The sequence below is a fragment of the uncultured Chloroflexus sp. genome, assembly GCF_938091255.1.
GTDB lineage: Bacteria > Chloroflexota > Chloroflexia > Chloroflexales > Chloroflexaceae > Chloroflexus.
Genome location: NZ_CALLJH010000007.1, coordinates 1 through 26,999 on the forward strand (window position 1 = coordinate 1; position 26,999 = coordinate 26,999).

A 26,999-nucleotide genomic window follows, 5' to 3' on the forward strand; every position below is an offset into this window, starting at 1 on the left:
CTGTTGTCCAGTATGCGATTCAAGGGATGCTACCACAGTGTGTTGTGAGTCCGGCTACAACCGCAGAACTCGCTGCTGTGATGAAAGCGTGTCACCAAGCAGGCGTCCATGTGGTGCCGTGGGGTGGCGGTACGCAGCAGGCCATTGGCCCGTTGCTTGATCGTCCAGAGGTGATTATCGTCACCCGACGGTTGAATCAGGTTTTACGCTACGATCCCGATGATCTGACGATTGGGGTTGAGGCCGGGATGTCATTAGCTGAGCTGAAAGTAGTGCTTGCGACGCATCATCAACACTTCCCCGTAGCAGTTGCTGATCAAGAGCATACTACATTGGGTGGTCTCGTCGCTACGGCGACTAACGGGCCGCGCTGTTGGGGATACGGTTCTTGGCGTGATCTTGTGCTTGGTCTGACAGTGGTGCAAGGTGATGGTACGGTGATTCGGCTTGGCGGGCAGGTGGTAAAAAATGTCAGCGGCTACGATCTGGTAAAACTGTTTACCGGCAGTTATGGCACGCTCGGCGTGATCACCGAGGTACGGCTGCGCACATTCCCTTGCCCGCCAGCAACGATAACTCTTGCTGCTGGCTTTCTCGACCTGCAGGATGTGAGCTATTTTCTGGCTGCACTCGCCGCCACACGGTTGCGTCCGGTTGCGGTTGAGGTATGCGATGCCGCTGCGCAGGATAGGCAACAATTCGCGGGAACGCTGGTGGTGCTGGCTCAGTTTGACGGCCATCCTGCGGCGTGCGAGCGATCGGCAGTTGAGAGTGCCTCCCTCGCAACTGCCCACCGAGCGCGCACTCTGTGGCTTGCGCGAGGGAGCGAACAAGACCAGCTCTGGCAGCCGGTATTACGGGTAGCGACAATTCCGTCTGAGCCAACAATCTGGCCCATCCGGGTAGCCGTTGATCCGGATCAGTTTGCCGCAGTCTTTGCCGATCTTCGGCAGAGTGCAGCTCAGCATGGTGTAACAGCAACCATTGCTGGTCGTCCATATCAAGGCCTTGTGTACGGTCATCTACAAGGTAACATCGATCAGGTTGGTCGAATGCTGACCGATCTTGTGACCCGTTGGCCGCATACTCAGCTCCCCGCCGGCCCGTTACCTTTATCGCACGAACAGTGGCGGTGGGGACGAAGTACAACGTTGTTCAACGAAGAACTAAGTGCATGGCTCAAAGATGCCTTTGACCCCGCTCATCGGCTCAACCGACGACGTTGGCCATTTGGAATGAGAGCGGTCAACCCCTATTCTGAGTAAAACAACTGACCATTCATAGGGCACGAATGGTGATACGTTGGCGCCGGTTCACTGTTACAGCAGCGTCGAGGACCGAGGGCTTGATTGAGTGCCTCGTGATAGATACGATACCTACCAAAATCGACATGGCCACCGCCTTCTAAGCGGTAAAACGTCAGCGGCGCTGTCACCGTACTGGCCAGCCGCTCACCGTCGGCAAACGGGATAACGGTATCGTTTGTGCCATGGAAGATCACGACCGGGCAACGGACTCGGTCGATCCAACTATGCGTGCGGAGCGGATATTTAAGCAGAATACTCGGCACCCACGGAAACATCCGGCGCGCGAGCGTTTCAATGCTGTAGAATGGGCTTTCAAGAATGAGCAGGCTGGGTTGATGATTGGCTGCCAGCCACGAGGCAAAACCGGTTCCTAACGAACTGCCGTAGAGGACAACCTGCGATTCTGGGTAGCGCTCCAGCACCCAAGCATAAACTGCTTCTGCGTCGGCGAGCAGTTGCGCTTCGCTGCTGATCGAACCGCTGCTCTGGCCATACCCGCGATAATCTACCATAACCACCTCGTAGCCGCGGATAATAAAATCAGGCGCTACTGCGCCCCAACTCCGTAAACTGCCGCCGTTGCCGTGGAAGTAAAGGATAACACCCGTGGGGTTGGTGGTGCGAAACCAGAGCGCGTGCAGGGTTGCGCCTTCGACCGGAATAAACACCTCTTCTACTGGCCAGCCAAAATTGTATTGTGTGCCGGGCGGGTCATATTCAGGAAAGAAGAGCAGCCGTTCTTGCGCCACGTATGCTGTAGCGCACAGTAGGGTATATCCGAGCGCCATGACGCCAAGCAGTTGCACCATTAGTTTCAGCAATGGTGAATCTCTTGAGCCGGTAGCGACTAACGTTCTAATAAACGCATCACCTGCATGATACTGGCTTGCGGGTGGATGACCAACAGTGGCGTCGCATAGCCGTGCGACGCCACCATCCGCCGGCCTCACCATCCGAGCACGAGCGCAAAGATCAGCGGCGCCACAATCGTTGCATCCGACTCAATAATAAATTTGGGCGTATCAACTGCCAGCTTACCCCACGTGATCTTCTCATTAGGAACAGCGCCAGAATACGAACCATAACTCGTCGTTGAGTCGCTAATCTGGCAGAAATAGCCCCACACCGGCACCCCCTCCCGACCCAAATCTTGATGCAGCATCGGCACTACACAGATCGGGAAATCGCCGGCGATACCACCGCCGATCTGGAAGAAACCGATCGAAGATTCGGCGGACGTGCGTGTATACCAATCGGCCAGATCGATCATGTACTCGATGCCAGTGCGCACCGTATGCACATTCTTGATCTCGCCGGTGATGCAGTGGGCGGCATACATATTGCCGGTGGTCGAGTCTTCCCAACCCGGCACATAGATCGGCAGATTGCGCTCCATTGCCGCGTAAACCCACGAATCACGCGGATCGATCTGGTAATACTGTTCGAGTTTACCGGTGCGCAAAAGGCGATAGATAAACTCGTGCGGGAAATAGCGCTCGCCAGCGCGGTCGGCGTTCATCCACTCATCGAGCAGGGCCTTCTCAAGCCGCCGCATCGCCTCTTCTTCCGGGATGCAGGTGTCGGTTACCCGGTTCATGTGACGTTCGAGCAGTTCTTGCTCTTGCTGGGGGCTAAGGTCGCGATAGTGCGGTACTCGCTCGTAAAAATCGTGCGCGATAAGGTTAAAGATATCTTCTTCCAGATTCGCGCCAGTGCATGAGATGGCATGCACCTTCTCTTGCCGGATCATCTCGGCCAGCGAAAGGCCTAGTTCGGCGGTGCTCATTGCTCCGGCCAGCGTGATCATCATCTTGCCGCCCTGTTCAAGGTGAGCGCGATAGCCATCGGCGGCATCGACGAGCGCTGCCGCGTTAAAGTGGCGAAAATGGTGACGGATGAATTGACTGATTGTGCTATTGGTCATGGGTCTGTTCCCTTCGTTCGTATGGGCATTGCAAGGTGATACGAAGCCTACGGCTGATTATAGCATGGCAAGAACAACGACCGGATCGTGAAGGGTATCACCCGAAATAAGGGGATAATTTACCAAAACTTTACACAAAACTTAACCTGCACTGAAAAAGGGTTGCTACAATCATCGTACCGCGATATAAGATGCATAGCCAGCGTGTTGCGAACATTGCGCTGTTTCGATTGCCGACCCTGTCTGTGGCTTCTCTCACCATGTTTGTGAGATCAGCGTTCTGTTCGCAACAATATTGGATATGCATCGCCTTGGAGAAGCACAGCGTCTGTGAAGGAGGTCCTATGTCGGATCTGGCGAAGCTCCCGGCGGCGGAGCGTAATCGGCTGTACTGGAAGGAGAACCTACGCCTGATCTCGATTCTCATCGCGATCTGGTTCGTCGTCTCGTATGTGCCGGTTCTATTTGTTGAAGCTCTAAACAACATTGTGATTGCTGGTTTTCCCTTCGGCTACTACATGGGTAGCCAAGGATCGTTGATCGTGTTCGTGGTGGAAATTTTCTATTACGCCTATGCCATGAACAAGTTGGATGCGAAGTACGGTTTGAGTGATCGCGATCGCTAGTTTGGTATCGGTTTCCGTAGTTGCAGAGGAGAAACGCGCATGTCTGCTTCGGCCCAGAGCCAGAGCGTCTTCCGCAATCGGATGGCGCGCTATTACGGCTACTTTACGATCGGTTTCATCGTCGTGAGCTTGGTTATGCTCATGCTTGAGGTCTTTGCCGGTCTGCCCACGCAGATCATTGGCTGGGTCTTCCTGCTGCTCACAATGGCGCTCTACGCGACCATCGGCATTCTGTCGCGCACAAAGTTGCTCGATGAGTACTATGTCGCCGGGCGCAATGTGCCGGCTGTCTTCAATGGGATGGCTACTGGCGCTGACTGGATGAGTGCGGCATCGTTCATCTCGATGGCCGGTACGCTCTGGCTGCTCGGTTACGATGGTCTGGCCTATATTATGGGCTGGACAGGCGGTTACGTGTTGCTGGCGCTGCTCTTCGCGCCGTACCTGCGCAAGTTTGGCCAATACACCATTCCCGACTTTGTCGGCGCGCGCTTCGGTGGCAACACCGCCCGCGTGGTAGCGGCGATCTGCGCGATTATCGTTTCGCTGACCTACGTAACGGCGCAGGTGGTCGGCGTTGGTCTGATCATGCAGCGCTTCGTCGGCGTTGACTATACGATCGGTGTGGTGCTCGGCCTGTCGGGTGTGCTGGTCTGTTCGTTCCTCGGTGGAATGAAGGCAGTGACGTGGACGCAGGTGGCGCAGTACATTATTCTCATTATTGCCTACCTAATCCCAGTAACAGCGCTTTCGATCCAATTGACCGGCTTCCCTATCCCGCAGTTGAGCTACGGACAAGCGCTCCAGCGTATCCAAGTGCTTGAGAAAGAGCAAGGTCTGGCAAAGACCAGCGAGTCGCCAGTGGTGCCGGGGAAATTCGTTACCAGCGGTTACATTCCGCCCTTTAATGAAGGTTTGAGCAACGCAGCCGCAGTCGATGCCGTCAAGCAGCTGAACACCCAGTTCGGGTTGAATCTGACGCCACCGGCGCTGCAGACCATTCCTGATGCTAAGAAGCCTGAACTCGGCGACTGGCGTGGCACGCCGTGGAACTTCCTCGCCTTGATGGCATGTTTGATGCTGGGCACTGCTGGTCTGCCGCACATTCTCATTCGCTTCTACACGGTGCCAAGCGTGCGTGAAAGCCGGATGAGCGTCGGTTGGTCGCTCTTCTTCATCTTCTTGCTCTACTTCACTGCGCCGGCCTATGCTGCCTTCTCGCGCTGGCAGATTCTTGAGAATGTGGTTGGCAAGGAGATTAGCCAGTTGCCAGCGTGGACGAAGACGTGGGCCAGCAATGGTCTGATTGTGATCCGCGACCTGAAGGCAATTGATGGCGTCGAAATTGGTAAAGAACCGGGCTGGGTGAAGAATTTGATCAATGCGAAGTCGTTGGTGGTGGAAGACACCAATGGTAACGGCAAGATCGACCTTGGCCCGTGGGAGGATCTAGGTGAGGGCAAAGGCCGCGCGGGTGAGATTTCGGGCACCGTAGTGACGAAGGCTCGCACGGACGGCATCTTGCAACTCAATGAGCTGGGCCGCGCTGTGGCTGATGGTATTGACGGCGACCTCGTGGTGCTCTCGACGCCGGATATTGCTGGTCTGCCCTTCACTATCGGCGCGCTGATTGCGGCTGGTGGCCTTGCCGCGGCGCTCAGCACCGCTGATGGTCTGCTGGTGGTGATTGCATCGGCCATTGCCCACGATATCTACTTCCGCACCATTAACCCCAAGGCAAGCCTCAATACCCGCATTGTGCTAGGCAAGTCGATGATCGTGGTGGCTGCTGTCATTGCAGCATTGTTGGCACTGCCGCGCCTTGCCCTCATTGCCCAAATGGTGGCATGGGCCTTCTCGATGGCCGCCGCGACCTTCTTCCCGGTGGTGCTGCTCGGTATCTTCTGGAAGCGAGCCAATGGCCCCGGTGCGATTGCCGGTATGATCGGCGGTTTGGGTGTTACCCTCTTCTACATGTTCAACAACTATATGAACCCGGCGTTTAATGTGCTGGGCATTTCGCACCTCGGTTCGGGCATCTTCGGTCTGCCGGTGGCGATCATCTTGATTGTGGTCGTGAGCCTGCTGACGAAGGAACCCTCGAAAGAAACGCAGGATCTGGTCGAAAGCTTGCGCAATCCCATCACTGACGATGAGGGAATGACCAAGATGCTCGATAAGGTGGCGACAGCGAAGTAGGTTGGTTGTTCAACGGCAGTCACGGCGCGGGCACGTTGCTCGCGCCGTGTTTGTGTTTGGGTAAACCGCCGGCTGGTGCTTGATCGTGCTATACTGCCAGTGTATGGATACGATCAAGACTCTGCTAGTGCGTCTACAATCGTTTATCGCGGTGACGCTGCTCGTTACCGTAGCTGCCTGTAGCTTGCCGCCGCCTGCTGAGCCTACGCCGGCAGTGTCAGCAACAGCAGTGCCTTCGCCAACCAACTCAATCTTGCCAACCCCACCGGCAGCCACCACAGTTCCCCCAACTCCGGCCCGGCGCAGTCCGCCGCTCGGCACGTTTTTTTTCTACTGGTACAACTGCCCACAACAAGAATGTAATGCTGACCAACTGCGCGCAGTGCCACCCGGTTGGTTGACACCTTTGCCTGACGATCCTGACCCGCGTGATGGCTTAAGTTATTCATCGTACAACTACGACTGGTACGAACAAGAGCTACGCACAATGGCCGCTACCGGCATCGACATCGTGTTTCCGGTAAGCTGGGGTGATCACCCTCATCCGTGGTTTCAACAAGATCGGATTAATCTGCTGGTGCAAGCGAATGGTGTACTTGACCGCCCATTACAAATCGGTATGTTTCTCGATACAACGGCACAACAGGGGATGTACCAAGAGTTTTTGGGCAACGGGTACCGGTTTGGGCCGAATGTGCCGCGCTTACCGCTCAGCGATCCGCGCAGTGGGTATTTCTTTTACAACCTGCACATTCGCGATTTCTTTCAGCGGGTGCCTCGTGAGATGTGGGCAATCATTGATGGCCGCCCGATCATCATTACCTATACGGCTCTGTGCTGCGATCATATCGAATTGAGTGGCGCTTTATGGCGGGCAGTTAAAGATGCCTTTCGTGCCGATTTTGGTGTCGAGCCGTGGTTGATCCTCGAAGAGACGTGGCTTAACCCACAGGCGCTGGCCCCACCGGCGGGTTTGCCGAGCAGTGCCGAGGTGGCTGATGGCGTCTACCGCTGGGGGACGGCGCTAGTCGGGCCGTATACCGGCGAATTGCGCGGGTTTAAGGTGAGCAGCGTCGGGCCGGGGTTCGATAACTCGCGCATTCCGGGGGTAAGCGACCCGCGGGTGCAGCCGCGTGATGAACCTCCCGGCGGCGGTCCTGTCGCTCCCGGCGCATTTCTGCGCGCCAGCCTTGCGGCCATCCCGCCCGATACCGATCTGGTACTGATCGAGACGTGGAATGAATGGCCGGAGAATACCGCAGTGGCGCCGGCGACGTACACTGACCGCGATGGTCGCCCCCTGCCGCCCGATTTCTACCTGCAAATCATTCGTGAATGGCGAGCAACCTTTGGGTCAGCGCCGTGAAGTCGCTCACTATTGAGGCGTGTATCCTTTCCCTTCCCTCGCTCGCAACCAATAACGCTGGTACAATATTATGAAACGAGAATTTGCATTCTACGTCTAGAAAGACGATCGTATGAGTTGGACATTCTTGACCAACCATGCGCAAGTCTTGCTCTGTATTGCCCGTAACCCGCGGGTGACAGCGCACGACATAGCGCAGACGGTTGGAATTACCGAGCGGGCTGTACAACGTATTTTGCACGATCTGCACGAGGCTGGCTACATTTCGCACGTGCGCGAGGGCCGGCACAACCGGTACACCATCTATGCCGATCGCCCGTTGCGCCATCCAGCCCAGCAAGGTTTGGTAGTGCGCGATTTACTCGCTATCTTGCTGAATGGGAAAGCGACCGAAACCGGCGAGGTGGCAACCGCAGTAGGTTCTGAATAACACAAGCCGGGGGTGAGTAAATGCTCACCCCCGGCGCATAGCGGGCTAACAAACGTCTTTAAATAGCTCGATCAGCTCGTTGATCGTTTCGGCGCGGCAACGTTCGCTATCGCTCAGGCAATTTTGCGCATAGCATTCGAGTACAACGCTACTGGCGCTGGCCAATGCCTGCCGAATGGCCGCGATCTGATGAACAATATCGCGGCAGTCACGACCCTCTTCCACCATGCGCTGAATGCCGCGCACCTGGCCTTCAATACGCCGTAGACGACGCACCAGTTCGTCGCGCCGTTCAGGCGCCAATGGATGGTAACCGGCGTTCATAGGCCGTTCACCTGCCGGGTCTGGCGTTGGTGGTGGAGTGCTCACGCCATTGCCAGCACTTTATCGAAGATCTCGCGATACATCGCTTCCGGTCGCGCGCCGATCAACCGCCCAACTTCTTTGCCATTCTTAAAGATGACTAGCGTCGGAATACCTTGAATGCCGAGCTGGGAAGCGTACTGCACATTATCATCGGTATTGACCTTGGCAATAGTGAGCCGGCCCTCATACTCGTTGGCTAGCTTGTCAAGGATAGGGGCGATGACACGGCACGGCCCGCACCACGGCGCCCAAAAATCGACCACGACCGGCGTGCTCGATTGCAAGACCTTCTCGGAAAAATCGGAATCGTTGACGACGATGGGCTTAGCCATTGATTCTATCCTCCTCATTCATTCGTAAGTAGCGGTTGCTTTGCCGCAGTGCGGGTAGTAAACATACCCCCCGGGGGTATACTATACCTAGCACTGGGCCAGTTGTCAAGAGGATGATGCTCTGTGTTATACTGAGAGCATGATCAGCACCATCTAGAGCTTTCATCGGCCCATAAGTAGTTCGTGTTTTGTGACCGGAAGGAGGCAACCTTGGCAACGCTAGGGCGTGATGTTACGATTACCCTGATTGGTCATGGCACCTTCCACTTAACGACGCCGGAGGGCCGCAATATCTTGATCGATGCGTGGGTTGACGGTAATCCGGCCTGCCCTGAGCCGTGGAAGGCACGGGTGCGTGAGAACTTGGCAGCGATTTTTGTGACGCATGGCCATTTTGACCACATTGCCGATCTGGTGGATATTGCCCGTGAAACCGGGGCGACAGTCGTTTGTCAATACGATATGGTGGCCTACCTTGAAGGCGAAGGCATCCCGGCGGCGCAAATTGTCGGCTTTAACAAAGGCGGCACGGTGACAGTCGCCGATGTGCGGGCGACAATGACGACAGCCCACCATTCGAGCACGATCTACGAGAATGGCCAAATTGTCAGTCTGGGCACGGCAGCCGGTTATGTGTTACGGTTTAGCAATGGTTTTACCATCTATCACACCGGCGATACCTGCGTGACCATGGACATGCAGATCATCGGCGAATTGTACCGTCCTGAGCTGGTGATCTTGCCGATCGGCGATCACTTTACGATGGATCCGCGACAGGCGGCGTATGCCTTGAAGTTGATCGGCGCCAAGTATGCGATCCCGGAACATTTTGGCACGTTCCCTATTTTGAGCGGGACGCCAGAGGCTTTGGTCGAACATTGCCGCGAGTTTGGCGTAACCACTGAGGTGATTGCGCTCAAGCCCGGTGAGTCGGTAAGTTAAGCGAGGAGCGATGATGGCACGTTCGTTCTGTTTGCCGGTATCATCCGGCAAACAGAACGGCTTTTTCACTTTTACACGACATAAACACAGGGAGAAGAGACGATGCTTGAACATTTGCGCGCAACTGACCCGATCATTGCCGATTTGATCGAGCGTGAAGCGCAACGCCAGCGCCAAGGGCTTGAGCTGATCGCTAGCGAGAATTACACCAGCCTCGCCGTGATGGAAGCGCAGGGTTCGGTGTTGACCAACAAGTATGCCGAGGGCTTGCCCGGACGGCGCTACTACGGTGGCTGTGAGTTTGTCGACGCAATCGAGCAGATAGCGATCGATCGCGCCTGCCAGTTATTTGGCACGACGCACGCGAATGTCCAGCCGCATAGCGGGGCGCAAGCCAATATCGCGGTGTTCACTGCTCTGTTGCAACCCGGTGATACCATTCTCGGCATGCGGCTTGATCACGGCGGCCACCTCACTCATGGCAGCCCGGTCAATTTTTCCGGTAAGTGGTATAACGTGCAGTTCTATGGCGTCGATCCGCAGAGCGGCCAGATCGACTACGACGATTTAGCCGCCAAGGCGCGTGCAATCCGGCCCAAGTTGATTACATCAGGTGCAAGCGCCTACCCGCGGATCATCGATTTTGCTCGTATGCGCCAGATCGCAGATGAAGTCGGCGCATTGTTAATGGCCGATATTGCCCATATTGCCGGGTTAGTGGCCGCCGACGAGCATCCGTCGCCGGTGGGGCACGCGCATATCATTACCACCACGACGCACAAAACGTTGCGTGGGCCGCGTGGTGGTCTTATTTTGATGGGGGAAGAGTTTGCCAAGCAGATCAATTCCAGCGTCTTTCCGGGGACGCAAGGCGGGCCGCTGATGCATGTGATTGCCGGCAAAGCGGTTGCCTTCGGCGAGGCGCTGCGGCCTGAATTCAAGCAGTATGCCGTCCAGATCCGGCTTAACGCACGGGCGCTAGCGGAAGGGTTGCGCGGGCAAGGGTTAACGTTGGTGAGTGGCGGTACCGATAATCACCTGATGCTGGTCGATTTGCGAAGCACCGGCCTGACCGGTGCGCAGGCGCAGCGGGCGTTGGATAAAGCGGCGATCACGGTCAATAAGAATGCCATCCCCGACGATCCGCAGCCGCCAATGAAGACGAGCGGTATTCGGATTGGGACACCGGCAGTGACGACGCGCGGCATGCGCGAGCGTGAAATGGTGCAAATTGCGGCGTGGATCGGCGAGGTATTGATGTATCCTGACGACGAAGCACGGTTGGCGCGAATCGCATCTGAAGTGGGCGAGTTGTGCCGCCATTTTCCGGTGCCTGCCGATATGGTACAGGTGCGCTAACATCCATTTGTTGGCGGGCCGCACCGCGGTATGACCCATCACCACGCTTCAGGCGCGGGCCACAATTGGCGACCAATGAACCGGATTGCCAGCCCAGCCGCGCCAAAGAAGAGTAAAGCAGCGGCGAGAGTACGCTGCTGTTCGGCAAGGCTGCGGCGCAGCGCTAAAGCGTTATCGCGCCGCACCTCATCACCCAAAGCGGCAAACTCACGCGCAGCCGCTTCAGCATTTGCCTGTGCGCCAAAGATATCGAACCGGCGGGCTTGTGCATCAGCCCGGCGCAGTGTCTCACCGGCTTGTAACCCGCGCGCCACCCGCGATCGATACTCGGCGAGCACGTTTGCTTGACGGCGGTCATTGATCTCGCGGTAGGCTTGCTCGGCTTGACCAATGAGGCGCTCGGCCTGTTCATAATCTCCGTTAAGCAATGCGGTACGAGCCGCCTCAGTTAATTGATTGGCGCGCTGCCCGATCTGTGCCCGCGCTCGCAGCGCAGCGATGCGGTTTTGCGTCTCGGCGCCGGCAATTGCACTAAGGCGTTCGAGTTCGTGCAAGGCGCGATCATAATCGCCGGCGGAAAGCAATGCCTGTGCCGGCGCTAAATCAATCATCGTCGGGGGAATAGCAGCCGGTTCGAGCTGCAAAAAGGCAGGCAGCCATGCCCGCCATTCGCTTTCGAGGGTGGTGGCCGAGACGCCATAGATCGCTGCCATTGCCGAACGGTAGCCGCTGCTTTGGGGCAATGCGGTGAGAAATTGGCGAAACTGCTCGAAGCCATCACGCTCGATCAAAAAGGTAACAATTGACCATGTTTGCGGGTAGCTCAGTTCGGGTTGGCCGTAGATCGCGTTACGGTCATCTAACATGGCCCACGACCACAACGCCCCGCGCTGAGTGAGATCGCGCAGAAGAGCGATTTTGTCGTCGCGATCCGGCCCCGGCAATTCCATGTACTGCGCAATTCCCTCTTGCAAACCGACATTCAACCGGCCATTGCTGAGCTCGGCGGCGAAGATGTGGGTCAACTCGTGGCGCAAGTTGTTGATCTGAGCCGTCTCACTCTGGTGGCGCGCCCGCTCGACAATGACCACCACTTCGCGGCGGCGAAAATCGGCGTGGGCGATCACGCCGGGGACATTGCGCGCAGCAGGGTTGGCGGTAAAGTAGGACGCGCTAGTGGGGTAGAGACGTAAAGTCAGCGGTGTAGGTGGTTGAAAGGCGAAGGTGGTGCTTAGTTCGTTATACAATGTATCGATAATAAGAGCGTATTCGTCAGCAATCGCCTCATCTTCGGGCGCATAGACGAGGCGGAAATAGGCCGTGCTTTGCTCGATCCACGTTGGTTGAGCCAGCGCCACGCCACCAGCCAGCCATGCGCATAATGCTGCCAGCGTGATCAGCCAGAGCCGTAATCTGATCATAATCTTTGTAGTAAGGCAATCCATAACGATGATAGTGTACCATGGTCATAGGGGATATGCTAGAACATTGCTGGCGGAAGTGAGCTCCTGCTTTATTGCCGCCAGCGCTTGTACCAAGGTAACGAACTTCATTGCCATCCTAACTAAACGTCTATGACAACATCTTTTTTCGCGCAACTGCCACTCTTGACCAAGTTCAGCGATATTGCTGATTTGAACGCTTACCAGCCGTTGCCTGATGATTGGACGGTCATCGTTTGCGATGTGCGTGGATCGACGCGCGCGGTGGCCGAAGGCCGGTATAAAGAGGTGAATATGGCCGGGGCCGCCACAATCACTGCGGCGCTGAATGTGGCTGGTGACGTCGAGATACCATTCGTGTTTGGCGGTGACGGTGCGTCGTTGGCAGTACCGCCAGAATTGGCTGAGGCGACGTTACGGGCGCTCAGCGCGGTCAGCGGCTTGGCCCAGCAGGCGTTTAACCTTGAGCTGCGGGTTGGGGCCGTGCCAGCGAACGCGATCGCGCAGGCCGGTTATCGGGTGTTAGTTGGGCGACTAGCGCTGAACCAACAGGTCGCGCAGGCGGTGTTTAGCGGTGGCGGAATGAGTTATGCCGAGCGGTTAGTGAAAGATGAAGAGACGGCGGTAGATGTGTTGGTTGCTCCCGGCAATCCTGATGAAGCGAACCTGAACGGTCTCGAGTGTCGTTGGAACACCATCCCACCAGCGCATGGAGCGGCTTTGTGCCTGATTGTACAGGTCTTGCCGCAGGCTGATTCGGCGGCTACTATGGCGGTGTACCGGATGGTCATCGACGCGATTGAGCAGATCTATGGTGGCGATCAGGCGTATCATCCGTTGCACTATTCACGAATGCAAGCCAGTGCCAAGCCGGTGGCGCTCTGGCCAGAGGCGCGGCTACGCGGCGGGTTGGGCCGGATGGCGCAACTAGCGTACTGGGCGCAGATTTATAGCCTCAATTTAGGTGTACTCGGCTATCGGTGGCTGCAACAATTGCGCGGCGAAGATCCATGGTGGGATCGTTACCGGCAGCATGTGGTGACGGCAGCCGACTATCGCAAATACGATGATGTGCTGCGGATGATCATTTCGGGCGATGATGAGCAGCATGCACAACTACTCGCATGGTTGGAAGCGCGCGCTGCAGCGGGTGAGCTAGTGTTTGGTGCGCACCGCTCGCCAGAGGTGATGCTCACCTGCGTGGTCTTCGAGCGGATGGGGCGCCAGATTCACTTTGTTGACGGCGCTGATGGCGGTTTTACCCTTGCCGCGCTTGACCTCAAACGGCGGCTGCGCCAGATGGCTCCGGTCAGCAGCCGGGAATAATCCGGGCCGGGTCTTGGCTATCGATCACTTCGTGGCCGTTGGGTGTCACCCGCACGTAACGGCCATCAGGTTGCAGTTCGCGGGCGCGCACATTATCGGCCAGATAGGTCGTCAACAACGTCTCGGTAACGTAATGCACTGCTGCCGGATCGGTCAGCGGGAAGAGTTCCTCGACACGGCGATCGAGATTGCGTTCCATCATATCAGCGCTGCCGATGTAAATCTTGGGTTTGCCCCCGTGGTAGAAATAGTAGATCCGGCTATGTTCGAGATACGGGCCGACAATCGACCGCACGCGGATGTTGTCGGATAGACCGGGCACTTGCGGGCGGAGCGAGCACATCCCGCGCACGATCAGATCGATCTGGACGCCGGCTTGCGAGGCGGCGTAAAGGGCATCAATGATCTTGCGATCGACCAGTGCGTTCATCTTAAAGATAATCCGGCCATTGCCGTGCAAGCGGTGGAGCGCAATCTCTTCTTCAATCAGTTCGATCATACGCCGGCGCAGATTGACCGGAGCGACCAAGAGGGTGCGGTACTCCTTCTGCCGGCTGTAAGCGGTCAAATAATTGAACAGATCAACCACATCGGCGGCAATTTCGGGCCGGCAGGTGAGCAGGCCAAGGTCGGTGTAGACTCGGGCTGTCACCGCGTTGTAGTTACCGGTGCCGAGATGGACATAACACCTAATGCCATCGCTCTCTTGGCGTACAACCATGGCTAGTTTGGCATGCACTTTGAGGCCAACCAAGCCATAGACGACATGCACACCGGCCCGTTCCATTGCCCGCGCCCATGTAATATTGTTTTCTTCGTCGAAACGGGCTTTGAGTTCAACCACTACCGTCACCTGTTTGCCCTGCTCGCGGGCATGCATGAGCGCCTGCACGATGGGCGAATTGCGCCCCACGCGGTAGAGGGTTTGCTTAATCGCCAGCACATTTGGGTCTTCGGCAGCAGCCTGAATAAAATCAATGATTGGCGTAAACGAGTGGTACGGATGGTGGAGCAAAATATCACCCTGTCGGATGGTATCGAAAATATTATTCCCGTTCTTCAGCATCGCTGGCAGCCGCGGCACATACGGCGGATCCTTCAGATCGGGGCGATCAAGGCGCGTCAATTGCATTAAATCACTTAAGCCGAGCGGGCCGCGCACCGAATAGATGTCTTCGGGGCCAACCTTGAGATTGGCGGCGAGCAACTGGCAAATCCGTTCAGGCATGCCATCGTCAATCGCTAAGCGCACCACTTCGCCGAAGCGACGCTGGCGCAGGCCCTGTTCAATGGTTGCCAACAAATCATCTGCTTCGTCTTCTTCAATCTCGACATCGGCGTTGCGGGTAACGCGGAAGGGATAGACCTCAACTACATTCATGCCGGGAAAGAGTTGTTCGAGATGATCGGCGATCACCTGTTCAAGCCAGACGAAGCAATGACAACGGCCGGGCGGAATATCGCCTTTAGGCGGGCAAAGTTCGGTGGGCAAAGGAATAAGCCGCGGCAAGACTTCGGGTACCTTGATGCGGGCAAAGAGCTCGCCTTTGGCCTGATCGCGGATGACCACAGCCAGATTGAGGCTCAAATTCGAGATAAAAGGGAACGGCCGGCTCGAATCGAACGCCAACGGCGTCAGCACCGGGAAGATCTGGCGACGGAAATAGTCGGCGACCCATGCCCGTTGTGCTTCGTTGAGGGCGACGGTATTCAGGATCGAAATACCATGTTCGTGCAGCGCCGGGAGCAGATCGTTCAGCAGCAGATCGCGCTCTTGTTCAAGAATCGGCAACAGGGTGCGGCGAATAGCGCTCAACTGCTCGCTGGGGGTTTGGCCGTCGGGCGATCGTTTCTGAACGCCGGCGCGGATCTGTTGCTTAATGCCGCTGACCCGGATCATGAAGAACTCATCGAGGTTAGAGGCAAAAATAGCCAGAAACTTCACCCGCTCGAGCAGCGGGTTACGCGGATCCATCGCCTCTTCGAGCACGCGGCGGTTAAACTCGATCAGGCTTAATTCACGATTGAAATAGCGCGACTCAATAACTGGCTGCACATCGGGCAGCGGTGCTGATGGAACCGTCATAGGCATGACCGTAAAAATATGATCAACCCGTCAGCTAAGCAAATACGGGTCGGGTGAGACTTCGGGCTGCGATGGAACGAACGAGCAGCAGATGAACGTTCAATGATCGGCAACAGCTCTGTATGAGCATAGTATAGCTGGGATCAGTGATTTGCACAAACCGGCCAGATGTGCTATACTCTTCGCCAGAACGCGGGCGATTAGCTCAGTTGGTTAGAGCGCATCGTTCACACCGATGAGGTCACTGGTTCGAGTCCAGTATCGCCCACCACCCCACTTGCGCGGCCACGTGGCCGCGCACTGATTTTCACACCGATCGAAGATCGCTCACCGCGGAGTGTGAGCCGATCAAAGGCAGCAGCAGCATGCGACCGCTTATCTCGCGCGCCGAGTTGCGCGCGCTGGTACGTCCAACCGATGTCACTGAACGCAATATTCGCAACGTGCTGATTGATGGCATTGGGGTTGGGATCGTCACCGGGGTGAGTGTGTTTTTGCCCGTCTTTTTAGTCCGTTTGGGTGCATCGAGCTTGCTGGTAGGCATGATTACCTCGCTGCCAGCGCTGGCCGGCGCGCTGTTTGCCTTGCCGATCGGGCGGTTCCTCGAACGGCAAAGCAACATTGTGGTCTGGTATTCGGGCATGCGGTTCTGGGTGCTGGCCTCGTATGCGGTATTCGGCCTATTGCCGTTCATTTTGCCGCTCACCGCAGTGCCGTGGATGATTATCGTTATCTGGGCACTCGTGACGATCCCCTCAACCTTTGTCAATGTCGCGTTTACGATTGTGATGGGCAGTGTGGCTGGGCTGCAGCGCCGCTATGCGCTAATGAGCATGCGCTGGTCGATGCTGGGCTTAGCGACGGCAGTAACGGTAGCATTGATCGGCAGAGTGCTGGATCAGATACCCTTTCCGCTTAACTATCAAGTCGTCTTTATCGGCTCGGTCGCTGGCGGATTGCTGAGCTTTTTCTTTTCGCGGGCGATTACGTTGCCCGAACGCACCCCGATAGCGACTCAGCGCGGTGATAATTCGTTACTTGTGGCGCTGAAGCAAGCGCCGCCGGCGTTTATGCACTATGCGTGGAGCGCATTTGTGTTCCGCAGCGGTGTGGCGATGGCGATCCCCCTGTTACCGCTCTACTACGTGCGCGAGACCGGGCTTAACGATAGCTGGATCGGCTTGATTAGCATGGTCGGCAATGGAGTGCTGCTGGTCGCATACGCGGTTTGGTCGGCGGCGGCGCCACGGTTGGGCAATAGCGGCGTGTTGCTGGCGAGCAGTCTCGGCATGGCGTTGTACCCGTTTGGGGTGGCGCTGACCGATTCACCGTGGTTGCTGGCCGTGCTGGCCGGACTGGTAACGTTCTGTGTCGCCGGCAACGATCTAGTCAATTTTGATTTGGTGTTGAGCACGATTCCCGCTGAGCGGCAGGCGACGTATGTTGGGCTGTTTCAAACCTTGCAAAACCTTGCGCTGTTTGTGATGCCGCTGGTGGCAACACTGTTTGCTGACGTGATCGGGATTGTGCCGATGTTGTTGGTGGCCGGCGTGATCCGGTTGCTAGGGGTGACCTTGTTTGCTTTGCTGCGAGTGGGGAAGTAGGGAGTAGAGGGTGGGGAATAGGGAGTAGGGGAGGTAGGTGGAGTGCGGGATTTGATGGCTGGATGTTGGTGGCGGTTCGCTACATTCCCATACCCGTTGGATACTTTGCGGCTTGGATTCGTTGATCAAGCGAGGTAGCAATTACGCATTGGCAAACATTTAACATTATTATGGCACAACCATCCCTTCGCACCATTTCAGTTATCCGGCGTGGGTATGGCCGGCGGTATACCGATTTGCCGGTTGATGAGCTGAGCCAGCAACGGATTGTGATTGATTGTGCTGGTGGCTATTTGCGTCCGGCGTTGATCGATTTGCGGCAAGGCGATACGGTCTATTGGCGCGAGCAAGAACGTTATGTGAGCGGGCAGATCAGTCAGGTGCGGCGCGATGATCAGCGGGTGATCGCGATTTTGAAGGATGTGCAGGTGATGCCAGAGGACTTTTTTCCGTATTGAGGCTATCGATTGCGGCAGTCACACTGCGGCACTCGATGTTGTACTGGGCATGCCTTATCAGGGCGAGCCGCCGGCGGCGGTGAAGCAATCTCCTGCGCGGGCGAGAGGAGGCGCACAGCGGTTGTCTTCGCTAAAGCAGGGGGTTGCTGCGGGTGCTACGCGCCCCCGCAATGACAAGCGGTGGCGGGAAGAGAATCTCTACGCTTGCTCTGCGTCTAGCGTTCGTGTACAATGCCTGCGACTTCGATAAACATATCACGGCGTGCTGAAAACTATGTCGATGCCTGAAGCCGTTACACGGCGCTGGACTCCTACAGTTGAACAGGTGGTCTATGCGGTGATCGCAGTGCTCGCGATTGTGAGCCGGTTGTGGGCATTGGGTGATCGCGCGTTGCACCACGACGAAACGCTGCACGCCGCGTATTCATGGTACCTCTTCAGTGGGCGTGGCTATATGCATGACCCGCTCTTGCACGGGCCGCTGCTCTACCACCTTGGCGCATTCTTTTTCTTTCTGTTTAGCGATAATGATACGACCGCACGTCTCAGTGCAGCTTTGTTCAGCATTGCCCTCACCCTTAGTCCAATCTTGCTACGGCCGGTGATTGGGCGAACGGCGGCGCTGATTGCAAGCCTCTACTTGCTGATCTCGCCAGTAGCGCTCTATGTAGGGCGCTTTTTTCGCCACGATATTTACTCGGTCGTCTTTGAGATACTCGTTTTGGTGGCGATCGTGCGCTACGCTGCTGATCCTCGTCCGCGCTGGCTCTATCTAGGAGCGGCGGCGTTGGCGTTGATGTTGACCAATCAAGAGACGACCTACCTCTATACCTTGATCATAGCTGCGCCACTGGCAGCGATCTTCTGCTGGCAAGTGTACCGGCCGGGATTAGCGATCATTGGCGGGTTGGGCGTGGCGTTGGTGTTGCTGATTTTTGTGTTGCCCGGCACTGCCGTGGTTGATGGCGGGCACCATGCCCAGCGTGACGTGAACGGCGTGATTGTGGTTGATCAGCCGGGGCCGATCTTTGGTTGGCCGCCGCTGGAAACTGAAGACAACGGGTATGCGCTGTTAGTGCGTAACCGGTCGGATAGCGATGGCGGACGTACCGTGTGGGAGAATGCTGTGCGCTATCTAGCCGACATTGGCCGGTTTGTAAACCATCCGGCGGTGATCAGCGTGGTGATCCTGCTCACTGGTGGGTTAGCGCTGCTGATCTGGCTGATTTGGTGCCGGCGCGATGCGAGCGGCGCAACGCCGTGGGAACGAGCACTGGCACGCGACGATCCGGCGGCGACGGTGGTGGCGAGTCTGGCGGCGGATCAGCGTTGGTACGTGGCGTTGGCCATTGCCGGCACGATCTATACATTGCTGTTTACGGCAATGTTCACCAACCTGCTCGGCCTGATTTCGGGGGTGGCCGGTTCGTTGCTCTATTGGTTGGCGCAACATAACGTGCAGCGTGGCAGCCAACCCGGCCATTACTATGCCGTGATCCTCGCTACTTACGAGCCGTTGCTACTGTTAGGCGCGGCGGTCGGTTTGCCGCTGGCGATCCAAGCGGTGCGCCAGCGTTGGCCAGAAGCGTTTGCGATTGGCTTGATCGCATGGTGGTCAGTGGCCGCGTTTGGCATCTACACGTGGGCCGGCGAGAAAATGCCGTGGCTGACGATCCATCTTACGCTACCGCTGACTCTGTTGTTTGCATGGGCGTTGGCGAAGCTGATTTCACTCGCCCAACAAGAGGTGGCTCGTTGGTCAATGGGGTGGCACGAGACGACGGCAGAGGTGGAAGCACCGGTAATGACTGACCGGAGTGGTGTGGCCGGCGCTGGTGATGTAGCACCAATGCCGTCTGGCAGCTGGCGCTGGCTGGATGAATGGCGTCCGGGAGCGTTGGGCTTGCCGAAAGGGGCGCTCCTTGGTTTTGGTCTCCTCTTTACGCTTATTGTTTGCCTTGGTTTTTTGTTGCTCTCGATCACGGTTGCCGCTGGGCCAGCCTCACCGATCCAGCCGTGGATGGTAGTCCTCTTCACAATGACGCTCTTCATCCTGCTGGTGATTGGCGCTGGTTTGCGCTGGGGATGGAGGGTGATGGCGGCGATTACGGCCATTTGGCTCGCTGTTGTAATTGGCCTGTACACGGTGCGTAGCAGCGTCCGCCTTGCTTATCAGACCGGTGATGTCGCTCGTGAGATGATGGTCTATACCCAGACTTCCCCTGACGTGATGCGGGTGATCAGGCGATTGGAAGAAGCGGCGATGCGGCGCGGCGGCGGTACGCGCTTGCCGGTGATGTACGATAACGAGACGGTGTGGCTCTGGTATTTGCGCGATTGGCCGGGAGCGATCTATGTTCCGGGAGGCCGCTTAAACGGGCCGCCGGCAGAAGAGGTGCAAGCAGTATTGCTCTTGCAAGAGAACCTCGACCGCTATCCCGAAAATCGGGCGTACTTAGAGGAGTTCGTGGTGCAGCGCTACCCCCTGCGCTGGTGGTTCCCCGAAGATCAAGCGTATCGGTTGAATGGCAATTCGCTGCTCGACCGGCTGCTGCGGAACCCGTTTGATTATGAAACGTCGGCGCAATTGTGGCGCTACTTGATGTTTCGCCAGCCGCCGGCTGGGTTGGGTTCGACCGATTTCGTCATCGCGGTGCGCCCGGAGTTGGCGCGGCAGATTGGGGTGGGGTTGGGTGGATCGCTGCGGATGCCGGAGCGGTAGGGGTAGGTCTGTTATGCCCTATTCCTAGGGTACAGTAGTGCTGTGACCGTGTAGGATTGAGCTGGATGAGCAGGTAGGCGGGTGGCCCGCGCTATAAAGGATGATACGAGCGAATTGGTGGCTCTTGCATTGATGCTATGGCGATACAAACCCTGACAACCGATACGTTGCTCGACCGGCGCTTGCGGGCCGGTTGGCTGCGGTGGGAGACGGCGCTTTATGCGTTGATCGTCTTGACCAGCGTGATTGCCCATCTGTGGGGGCTTGAGCGCATGGCGCTCCACCACGATGAGTCGATCCATGCGTGGTCGAGCTGGCGACTCTACAGTGGCGCAGGAGCGTTTTCGTGCTGGAGCGGTCTGGATGAAAACGGCAATCCTCGTGGGAATGTGTTTCACGAGACCTATTGTTACGATCCGGTTTACCACGGCCCGTCGCTCTACTTCCTCACTGCGCTGGTCTATTTCCTATTTGGTGACGGCGATGCACAGGCGCGCTTGCCGATGGCGCTGGCCGGGATTGGGCTAGTGGCGTCGGCGTGGTGGCTGCGGCCGTACCTTGGTCGCGCTGGGGCGTTGATTGCTGCACTGTTGCTTGGCTTTTCACCGACGTTGCTCTACTATACCCGCTTTGCTCGCCACGATGGTCTGATGGTATTGTGGGAGCTGTGGATGGTAATCGGGGCGCTGCGCTGGATCGACACTGGTCGGCGACAGTGGCTATATTTGACGGCAGCCGGGCTGGCGTTGGCGATTGCTACCCATGAGCTGTACTACATCCTGCTCTTCATCTTTGGTATCTTTGTGCTGATGCGATTGCTGGCCGAAAGCCGGTTTGCCCGGTATCTCAACATCGTGCTGCTGGCAGTGATCGGCATCTGTGTCGCGCTGATGGTTATCAACCCGCCGTTGCCGTTTGGCCGCGGCTTATACGTCGGTGAAAAAGCCTTCTTAGTTGCTTCGGCCTTGGTATTGGCATGGCTCTGCCAACGATTGTGGCCGCCGGAGCCGATCTTGACCACTCGCTTGATCCAACTCTGGCAACAAGAGCGGTTCGTCCTGTGGACGGCATTGGCAATTCTCGGTGGTATTTATCTGGTGCTCTATACAAGTTTCTTTACCTATTTGCCCGGTGCCATTGATGGTATTACTGCCGGTCTGATTTATTGGTTGGGTAGTCAGCAAGAGTATGCCCGCGGTGATCAACCGTGGTATTACTACCTGATGTTGCTGCCGCTGTACGAACCGCTCGCAGTGCTCAGTGGGATCGGCGTGGTGGTTGCTATGATGGTAGCGGTTGTCCGGCGGTGGTTGGCGGGCCGGCGCGCGGTGCAGCCGGCGCCGAAGGAAACTGAGCAGGATGAGACTGATGTTGACGTAGTGGTGCCTCTCACCACGTTCGCGCCGTGGCCACTCTACCCCTTGCTGGTAGTGTTTTGGTTCTTTACCGCGATCATCATCTTTTCGTGGGCCGGCGAAAAGATGCCGTGGCTAGTTGTACATATGGCGTTGCCGGGGAACTTGCTGGCCGCGTGGGTGATTGGGCGGATGATCGATCTGATCCGGCGTGAGCGGTCGCTGGCGCAAATCTGGTTGATCCCGCTCATCGTGATCTTGCTAGCGGCAGCAATCGGCGTGACTTTCTGGCGGTTGGGCAGCGGCAGTCAAAACGCATTTCTGCAAGCGATTATTCCGCTGCTGATCGTATTTGGCTTGATCTATGCGCTGCTCACCTTGATTGGGCGGTTGGGGGTCAAGCCGATCCTTGTAGCATTGGGGCTGACGGTCGCAACCGTGCTGTCAGCATATATGATCCGCGCTTCGTGGTTAGTAGTCTATGACCATCCTGACGTGCCGGTTGAGCCATTGATCTACACCCAAACCGCTCCCGACGTACCGCGGTACGCTGCTGATATTCGCGATTTGGCGATCAATTTGACACGGGGCAATCGTAGCCCGCAAGATACCACTGGCGGCTTGACAATGCCGCTCATTCTCGATGGCGGTGACCGTACTGCCGAGGGATCGCTGGCATGGCCCTTACAGTGGTATCTGCGCGACTTTAAGAACATCGTCTGGGTGAATGGCAGCGAATTGGGGCGCGTGCCGTCGGTCGATCAACTGACGGTAACGATGCCTGACGGTAACCGTGATCTGGCGCCGATGGTGATGCTCTACCGGCCGTATGTGACCGATCGGCTACGCGATATATTACGCGAGTCGTATGTGCAGCCCTACGGCAAAGCGGGCGTATTCAATTGGTGGTTCCCTGAAGGTAGCAAATGCGCCCCGCGCAGCCCCGGTTATAAGCGGTTTTACTACAGCACGTGGTCAGCCGCAGCGGCGCAAGAGGATTGTGGGCGCGACCTCAGCAGCGAATTGAACGGGCCATTTGACGCGCTGTTGTGGCCGTTCCGGAGCGAGAACTGGCCGGCGTTAGGCCGCTATCTGCTCTTCCGCCAATTGCCGGAGCCGCTCGTGCCCGGCGCGCGCGAAGTGGAGGTGTGGCTGCGGCGCGATCTGGCCGGCGGCGTCGGGCAGGCGACCACGACTGTGACTGCCGCGCCGTCGCTCCGCCTCGCCGCGCTCAACGAGATCAGGCTGTCGAGCGGAAGCGGTGGCGCTACCGGGATTGCTATTGATCGGCAGGGGAATATCTACGTGGCCGATACACTCAATCACCGGATCGAGGTCTTTGCGGCGGATGGTACCCTGCTGCGCAATTTCGGCACGCAGGGTAACGGGCTTGATCAGTTCTACGAACCGCGCGGCTTAGCTTTCGATGCGCAGGGTAACTTATACGTCGCCGATACGTGGAATGCGCGGATTGTGAAATACGACGCCGGCTTGCGCCCGGTAGCGAGCTGGGGCAGCGGCGATCTCGATTTGGGCGACGGGCGGCGGGCGACGATTACTGAAGGCGATCCGGCTCGCAATGCTACCGCGCCGCTCGGCTTCTTCGGGCCGCGCGGAGTGGCGGTTGACTCCACCGGCAACGTCTATATCGCTGATACCGGCAACAAGCGAATCGTCGTCACCGACAGCAACGGCAACTTCCTGTACCAATTCGGCGGCGCCGGCAGCGCCCCCGGCCAATTCAACGAACCGACTAGCCTTGCCTTCGACGCCGCTGGCAATCTCTATGTGGCCGATACGTGGAACGGGCGGGTGCAGGTCTTTACCCGCGCCGCCGATGGCCGGATCGATCCTACCCCATTGGTGACATGGCCGGTGGCGGGTTGGCAAGCCAATACTTACGACGACCCCATGCTGACGGTCAGTACTGACGGGATGGTCTACGCAGCAGTGCCGTCGCGCCAGCACGTGCTGACAGCGAACGCTGGCGGTGAGGCGCTATTGCGTTGGACGGGGGTGGGCAAGGATGGTGTGCCGATTGTCAGCCCCAGCGGGTTGGTTGTCGCGACAGACGGCAGCATCTGGATTGTGGATCGGATTGGCGGGCGAGCGGCTCGCTTTAGCTTACCGGCACTAGCGCCAGCAACGCCATGATCGTCACTGACTTTCGCCATCTCAATCACTTTATCTCGCCAGCGGCAACTGAGTTGAGTGAAGCGTGGCAGCGCAGCTTGAGCCGGTTGGGTGACTATACCGGCATGGTGGTGCGGGCATTAAATTTGCGCCCGCAGGCGGCGACGCTCTACCGGCAAACTGAGCGCCATCTGCTAGTACGGTTGACCTTGCCCACCGAGCACGTTATCTTGCGGGTCGCGCCGGAAGATGATCTGGCTGCGCATGTGGCTTTCTTGCGGGGAATGGCGCTGGAAGGAGTGCCGGGAGCGCGTATCATTCATCGCGATCTGAGCAAAACCTTCGTGCCTTTTGCATATACGGTCGAGAGTTTTATTGCTGGCCAGACGGCGGCAGAGCTGGCTGATGACCACTTGCTCCACAGCATTGCCCGCCAAGCGGGACGAGCCTTGCGGCGGCTGCACCGGCAGCGCATGCCGGGGGCGGGCCGGCCAACCATCAGTGGGAGGTGGCCGCGGCTAAGCTGGCAGCACGTCTTAAAAGCGATTGGTCAGCGGTTGGCCAGCCCGCCGGCGCCGCAGTTGGTCTTTAGTGCCGAAGAGGTGCAGGCATTGCAGACGGCGCTCGCCGATCCGCGGCTTGATTGTCCAACGCCGGTGTTGATCCACGGCAATCTTGGCCCGCAGGCGGTGCGTTGCACAGTAGGCGGTCAGCACGTCCACTTAGAGGCATTGGAAGAACCGGGTTGGTTCATCAGCGGCGACGGCCTCTTTGATCTGGCGTTTGGCCTGCGGGCGCACTTGCCGGCAGCGTGGTGTGAGGGCTTGTATGAGGGCTATTGCAGCGCCGGCGCCTTGAGCCAAGCTGAGAGCGAGCGGTTACAGATGTTGCGTCTGCTAACCTGCGCGTGGAGCGCCTGCGATCGCTATGTGCGCGGGTTGCCGCACGAGGCTGATGCGGAAGCAGCGCGGCGCATGCTGGCCGAGCTTGTGGTCGTGGGATCATCGACGCCGTAGCGTTGCGGCATTGGCAGGTACATGGCCGAAATTCGCTGATCGCCTCTCTCGCCACGTGGGGTAGGGGTGAAGGCGGAGATAAAAACATTCCCCAACTGTTTAACCGTAACGGCGGGATAGCAGAAGGGATACCACAGCGGATGCAGAGGGGGGATTATCACTCGGCGTTCTCTGCGTTCTCGGTGGTAACGCACTCATCGCGATCCCGCACAGGAATAGCGCCTCAGCTATACCACAAGGAATGGCACTATGACTCCACAGCGCACCATTGAGGTCTACGACAGCGCCGATGAGCTGTACCGGGCAGCGGCGGCGCTGGTGGCCACGCAGTTGGCGGCAGCGATTAACGAGCGCGGGAAGGCGCTTGTGGCACTTTCAGGAGGTAGTTTGACGACGCGCCTCTACCCGCTCTTGGCTAACCCGCCGTTGCGTGAACAGATCGACTGGGGCACAGTAAGTGTGCTGTTTGCCGATGAGCGGTATGTTCCGTTTGACGATACCGAAAACACCTACCGCGCCACTCGCCAAACGTTGCTCGATCACGTGCCGGTGCAGGCCGAGCAGGTTTTTCCGGTGCCAACCTACTATCGCGACCCTGAGCAGGCAGCGGCGATCTACCAACAACAAACGGCGGCACTGCTGACTGCGCACGGTGGTCAATTTGATCTGGTGGTATTGGGGATGGGGCCAGATGGTCACACCGCCTCGCTCTTTCCGCGCCATCCGACATTAGCTGCGTTGGCCGACCGATTGGTGGTGGTGGTACCCGATGCACCAAAGCCGCCACCGTTGCGGCTGAGTCTCACGCCGGCGGCATTAAACACTGCCCGCACAGTGTTGTTTGTCGTTAGTGGGAGCGACAAAGCGGCAGCAGTGGCAGCAGCGTTGGCGGAGACGAGCGACCCACTCGAACAACCAACCCGCTTGATCCAGCCGGTGAACGGACAAGTGGCTTGGCTGCTCGATCAGGCAGCCGGGGAACGAGTTGGGGATTTATGAGAGTTCATTCCCGAACACGCCTCGGATGGTGAGTGGTTGTAATCTGTGGCCAATATTCTGAATAGACCACGGATTGGCACGGATGTGACGGATTAGCACGGCTAGTGATCCGCGAGCAGCCGTCACCATCTGTGCTCATCCGTGGCCTTTTTTGTTTTCCGAATGGGCCAAATGCTCCTAACGCCAGCCGCCGATTGCCTCGAAGATGGCGCGGTCGTGGTAAGGGTTGGGGACAGTAGCCTGCGGTTGAGCGAGCAGATACTCGGCCATCTCCTCGAAGGGGCGGGTGCATTCCTCTTTGCCCGGCCCCTCCATCTCGAACAACGTCTTGCCGGCGAGGCGCGAGCGGCGGATGAGGTCGTGATAGGGCACACGCCCAATCACCTTGGTGCCGACTTTCTCAGCGAACTGGTCGAGCAGGGTAGTGCCACCGAATTCGTAATCGACCCGGTTAGCAACGATACCGGCCAGCTTGACTTTATGGCGCTGCGACTTCTGCGCGATGGCGAGGCAGAGCCGGTTAGCAGCAAAGATGCTGTCGAAGTCGTTGCAGGCGATGATCAGGCCGTAGTCGGCGTAGTTGAGCGGAGCAGAGAAGCCGCCGCACACCACGTCGCCGAGCACGTCGAAGACGATCACATCGTACTTGTCGTAGAGGCCGAACTCCTTCAGCAGCTTCACCGTCTCGCCGACGACATAGCCGCCGCAGCCGCTGCCGGCAGGAGGGCCGCCCGATTCGAGTGTATCAACGCCGGCAAAGCCGGTGTGGATTACGTCCTCTTTGCTGACATCTTCAAGATGGAAGTTCACGCTGTCCAGCACGTCGATCACGGTCGGCTGGAGGTGGCCGGTAAGCGGAAAGGTGCTATCGTGCTTTGGATCACAACCGATCTGGAGCACTTTGGCGCCTTTGAGCGCCATAGCCGCCGACAGGTTGGCCGAGGTGGTCGACTTGCCGATCCCACCCTTGCCGTAAATTGCGAGGATGAGGGACATGAACAACTCCT

At 57.6% G+C, this 26,999-nt stretch carries 21 protein-coding genes and 1 tRNA gene; 15 read left to right on the plus strand and 7 right to left on the minus strand.

Annotated features, from left to right (window positions below; genetic code table 11):
- A partial coding sequence (locus tag Q1A00_RS03185) for an FAD-binding oxidoreductase (RefSeq protein WP_299755218.1) occupies window positions 1–1,265 on the plus strand: 1,265 nt, incomplete at its 5' end.
- Here Q1A00_RS03185 and Q1A00_RS03190 read toward each other — a convergent pair.
- Both Q1A00_RS03190 and Q1A00_RS03195 read right to left on the minus strand, forming a co-directional pair.
- Window positions 1,253–2,128 carry an alpha/beta hydrolase gene (locus tag Q1A00_RS03190; RefSeq protein WP_299755220.1) on the minus strand — a complete coding sequence of 292 codons (876 nt, stop codon included), beginning with the start codon at window positions 2,126–2,128 and terminating at the stop codon, window positions 1,253–1,255. The two genes, Q1A00_RS03185 and Q1A00_RS03190, sit on opposite strands and share 13 nt — an antisense overlap.
- Before the next feature lie 125 nt (window positions 2,129–2,253).
- Entirely contained in the window at window positions 2,254–3,231 is a 978-nt protein-coding gene (locus Q1A00_RS03195; RefSeq protein WP_299755222.1) for a deoxyhypusine synthase family protein, read from the minus strand.
- 344 nt (window positions 3,232–3,575) lie between these two features.
- Between Q1A00_RS03195 and Q1A00_RS03200 the strand changes: the two genes are divergently transcribed.
- The 4 genes from Q1A00_RS03200 to Q1A00_RS03215 all read left to right on the plus strand — a co-directional run bounded on the left by Q1A00_RS03200 (window position 3,576) and on the right by Q1A00_RS03215 (window position 7,852).
- A complete protein-coding gene (locus tag Q1A00_RS03200; protein WP_299755225.1) occupies window positions 3,576–3,857 on the plus strand; it encodes a DUF4212 domain-containing protein in 282 nt (93 codons plus the stop codon).
- Between the two features lie 39 nt (window positions 3,858–3,896).
- Window positions 3,897–6,056, plus strand: coding sequence for a sodium:solute symporter family protein (locus Q1A00_RS03205; RefSeq protein ID WP_299755228.1), 2,160 nt, complete (start codon window positions 3,897–3,899; stop codon window positions 6,054–6,056).
- A gap of 103 nt (window positions 6,057–6,159) precedes the next feature.
- Window positions 6,160–7,422 (plus strand): DUF5010 domain-containing protein, encoded by a 1,263-nt coding sequence (locus Q1A00_RS03210; protein WP_299645093.1) that lies wholly within the window; start codon window positions 6,160–6,162, stop codon window positions 7,420–7,422.
- 112 nt (window positions 7,423–7,534) lie between these two features.
- On the plus strand, window positions 7,535–7,852 hold the full coding sequence (locus tag Q1A00_RS03215; RefSeq protein WP_298406318.1) for a helix-turn-helix domain-containing protein: 318 nt from the start codon (window positions 7,535–7,537) through the stop codon (window positions 7,850–7,852).
- 45 nt (window positions 7,853–7,897) lie between these two features.
- On the opposite strand, the gene Q1A00_RS03220 is transcribed toward Q1A00_RS03215, so the two are convergent.
- Both Q1A00_RS03220 and trxA read right to left on the minus strand, forming a co-directional pair.
- Window positions 7,898–8,176 carry a metal-sensitive transcriptional regulator gene (locus tag Q1A00_RS03220; protein WP_298406320.1) on the minus strand — a complete coding sequence of 93 codons (279 nt, stop codon included), beginning with the start codon at window positions 8,174–8,176 and terminating at the stop codon, window positions 7,898–7,900.
- Between the two features lie 41 nt (window positions 8,177–8,217).
- A complete protein-coding gene (gene trxA, locus Q1A00_RS03225) occupies window positions 8,218–8,550 on the minus strand; it encodes a thioredoxin (protein WP_298406322.1) in 333 nt (110 codons plus the stop codon).
- A 210-nt stretch (window positions 8,551–8,760) separates the two neighbouring features.
- On the opposite strand from trxA, the gene Q1A00_RS03230 reads away from it, so the two are divergent.
- On the plus strand, window positions 8,761–9,492 hold the full coding sequence (locus tag Q1A00_RS03230; protein WP_298406331.1) for a metal-dependent hydrolase: 732 nt from the start codon (window positions 8,761–8,763) through the stop codon (window positions 9,490–9,492).
- A 102-nt stretch (window positions 9,493–9,594) separates the two neighbouring features.
- The gene (gene glyA / locus Q1A00_RS03235) at window positions 9,595–10,851 is read left to right on the plus strand and encodes a serine hydroxymethyltransferase (RefSeq protein ID WP_298406332.1); all 1,257 of its coding nucleotides are present in this window, start codon (window positions 9,595–9,597) and stop codon (window positions 10,849–10,851) included.
- Between the two features lie 38 nt (window positions 10,852–10,889).
- On the opposite strand, the gene Q1A00_RS03240 is transcribed toward glyA, so the two are convergent.
- On the minus strand, window positions 10,890–12,272 hold the full coding sequence (locus Q1A00_RS03240) for a peptidase MA family metallohydrolase (RefSeq protein WP_299755235.1): 1,383 nt from the start codon (window positions 12,270–12,272) through the stop codon (window positions 10,890–10,892).
- 153 nt (window positions 12,273–12,425) lie between these two features.
- On the opposite strand from Q1A00_RS03240, the gene Q1A00_RS03245 reads away from it, so the two are divergent.
- Window positions 12,426–13,619 (plus strand): DUF3095 domain-containing protein, encoded by a 1,194-nt coding sequence (locus Q1A00_RS03245; protein WP_299755238.1) that lies wholly within the window; start codon window positions 12,426–12,428, stop codon window positions 13,617–13,619.
- On the opposite strand, the gene ppk1 is transcribed toward Q1A00_RS03245, so the two are convergent.
- Entirely contained in the window at window positions 13,603–15,705 is a 2,103-nt protein-coding gene (gene ppk1 / locus Q1A00_RS03250; protein WP_298482495.1) for a polyphosphate kinase 1, read from the minus strand. The genes Q1A00_RS03245 and ppk1 overlap by 17 nt on opposite strands.
- Before the next feature lie 194 nt (window positions 15,706–15,899).
- Between ppk1 and Q1A00_RS03255 the strand changes: the two genes are divergently transcribed.
- The 7 genes from Q1A00_RS03255 to pgl all read left to right on the plus strand — a co-directional run bounded on the left by Q1A00_RS03255 (window position 15,900) and on the right by pgl (window position 25,992).
- Window positions 15,900–15,976 (plus strand) — tRNA-Val (locus Q1A00_RS03255).
- Window positions 15,977–16,070: 94 nt separating this feature from the next.
- A complete protein-coding gene (locus Q1A00_RS03260; protein ID WP_299755241.1) occupies window positions 16,071–17,309 on the plus strand; it encodes an MFS transporter in 1,239 nt (412 codons plus the stop codon).
- A gap of 170 nt (window positions 17,310–17,479) precedes the next feature.
- Entirely contained in the window at window positions 17,480–17,767 is a 288-nt protein-coding gene (locus Q1A00_RS03265; protein WP_298407351.1) for a hypothetical protein, read from the plus strand.
- A gap of 274 nt (window positions 17,768–18,041) precedes the next feature.
- The gene (locus Q1A00_RS03270) at window positions 18,042–20,489 is read left to right on the plus strand and encodes a flippase activity-associated protein Agl23 (RefSeq protein WP_298482499.1); all 2,448 of its coding nucleotides are present in this window, start codon (window positions 18,042–18,044) and stop codon (window positions 20,487–20,489) included.
- Between the two features lie 137 nt (window positions 20,490–20,626).
- Window positions 20,627–23,998: a flippase activity-associated protein Agl23 gene (locus Q1A00_RS03275; RefSeq protein WP_299755245.1), complete on the plus strand. Its 3,372-nt coding sequence runs from the start codon at window positions 20,627–20,629 to the stop codon at window positions 23,996–23,998.
- On the plus strand, window positions 23,995–24,993 hold the full coding sequence (locus Q1A00_RS03280) for an aminoglycoside phosphotransferase family protein (RefSeq protein WP_298405964.1): 999 nt from the start codon (window positions 23,995–23,997) through the stop codon (window positions 24,991–24,993). Before Q1A00_RS03275 ends, Q1A00_RS03280 begins: the two co-directional genes overlap by 4 nt.
- Before the next feature lie 249 nt (window positions 24,994–25,242).
- Complete coding sequence (pgl, locus tag Q1A00_RS03285) at window positions 25,243–25,992, plus strand: 6-phosphogluconolactonase (RefSeq protein WP_298405966.1); 750 nt, start codon at window positions 25,243–25,245, stop codon at window positions 25,990–25,992.
- 177 nt (window positions 25,993–26,169) lie between these two features.
- Here pgl and bchL read toward each other — a convergent pair whose 3' ends face one another.
- Window positions 26,170–26,988: a ferredoxin:protochlorophyllide reductase (ATP-dependent) iron-sulfur ATP-binding protein gene (gene bchL, locus Q1A00_RS03290; protein WP_298405967.1), complete on the minus strand. Its 819-nt coding sequence runs from the start codon at window positions 26,986–26,988 to the stop codon at window positions 26,170–26,172.
- Window positions 26,989–26,999 lie beyond the last annotated feature (11 nt).